1 rRNA gene is annotated in these 1,430 nt (G+C 55.0%); it reads left to right on the top strand.

The features are described 5' to 3' along the window. Window positions 1-107: 107 nt before the first annotated feature. Window positions 108-1,430: ribosomal RNA gene (locus VI234_RS21125) — 23S ribosomal RNA — on the top strand; the annotation flags it as partial.

Genomic DNA, 1,430 nt, shown 5'->3' with positions numbered 1-1,430 from the left:
TGGGAAGGGTCGATTCGCCCACCATCTCCACCTTGGGGGCGAGTATGAAACCGTGTGTACGTGCGATCCAGGCGTCCACTGGACTCGTTCAGTTGAACGAGTCACAACGACGTTGGCTACTATGCCAGCTGGTGGATTGCTCGGCTCAGGCGCTGATGAAGGACGTGCCAAGCTGCGATAAGCCATGGGGAGCCGCACGGAGGCGAAGAACCATGGATTTCCGAATGAGAATCTCTCTAACAATTGCTTCGCGCAATGAGGAACCCCGAGAACTGAAACATCTCAGTATCGGGAGGAAAAGAAAACGCAACGTGATGTCGTCAGTAACCGCGAGTGAACGCGATACAGCCCAAACCGAAGCCCTCACGGGCAATGTGGTGTCAGGGCTACCTCTCATCAGCCGACCGTCTTCACGAAGTCTCTTGGAACAGAGCGTGATACAGGGTGACAACCCCGTACTGAAGACCAGTACGCTGTGCGGTAGTGCCAGAGTAGCGGGGGTTGGATATCCCTCGCGAATAACGCAGGCATCGACTGCGAAGGCTAAACACAACCTGAGACCGATAGTGAACAAGTAGTGTGAACGAACGCTGCAAAGTACCCTCAGAAGGGAGGCGAAATAGAGCATGAAATCAGTTGGCGATCGAGCGACAGGGCATACAAGGTCCCATGACGAATGACCGAGACGCGAGTCTCCAGTAAGACTCACGGGAAGCCGATGTTCTGTCGTACGTTTTGAAAAACGAGCCAGGGAGTGTGTCTGTATGGCAAGTCTAACCGGAGTATCCGGGGAGGCACAGGGAAACCGACATGGCCGCAGTCTTACGACGAGGGCCGCCGTCTTCAAGGGCGGGGAGCCATACGAACACGACCCGAATCCGGACGATCTACGCATGGACAAGATGAAGCGTGCCGAAAGGCACGTGGAAGTCTGTTAGAGTTGGTGTCCTACAATACCCTCTCGTGATCTATGTGTAGGGGTGAAAGGCCCATCGAGTCCGGCAACAGCTGGTTCCAATCGAAACATGTCGAAGCATGACCTCCGCCGAGGTAGTCTGTGAGGTAGAGCGACCGATTGGTGTGTCCGCCTCCGAGAGGAGTCGGCACACCTGTCAAACTCCAAACTTACAGACGCTGTTTGACGCGGGGATTCCGGTGCGCGGGGTAAGCCTGTGTACCAGGAGGGGAACAACCCAGAGATAGGTTAAGGTCCCCAAGTGTGGATTAAGTGTAATCCTCTGAAGGTGGTCTCGAGCCCTAGACAGCCGGGAGGTGAGCTTAGAAGCAGCTACCCTCTAAGAAAAGCGTAACAGCTTACCGGCCGAGGTTTGAGGCGCCCAAAATGATCGGGACTCAAATCCACCACCGAGACCTGTCCGTACCACTCATACTGGTAATCGAGTAGATTGGCGCTCTCATTGGATGGAAGC

Source organism: Haloarcula sp. CGMCC 1.2071 (genome assembly GCF_037078445.1).
Lineage (GTDB): Archaea > Halobacteriota > Halobacteria > Halobacteriales > Haloarculaceae > Haloarcula > Haloarcula amylolytica.
Note: the sequence above shows the minus strand (reverse complement) of the source record. Positions and strands in the feature narration are given on the sequence as shown.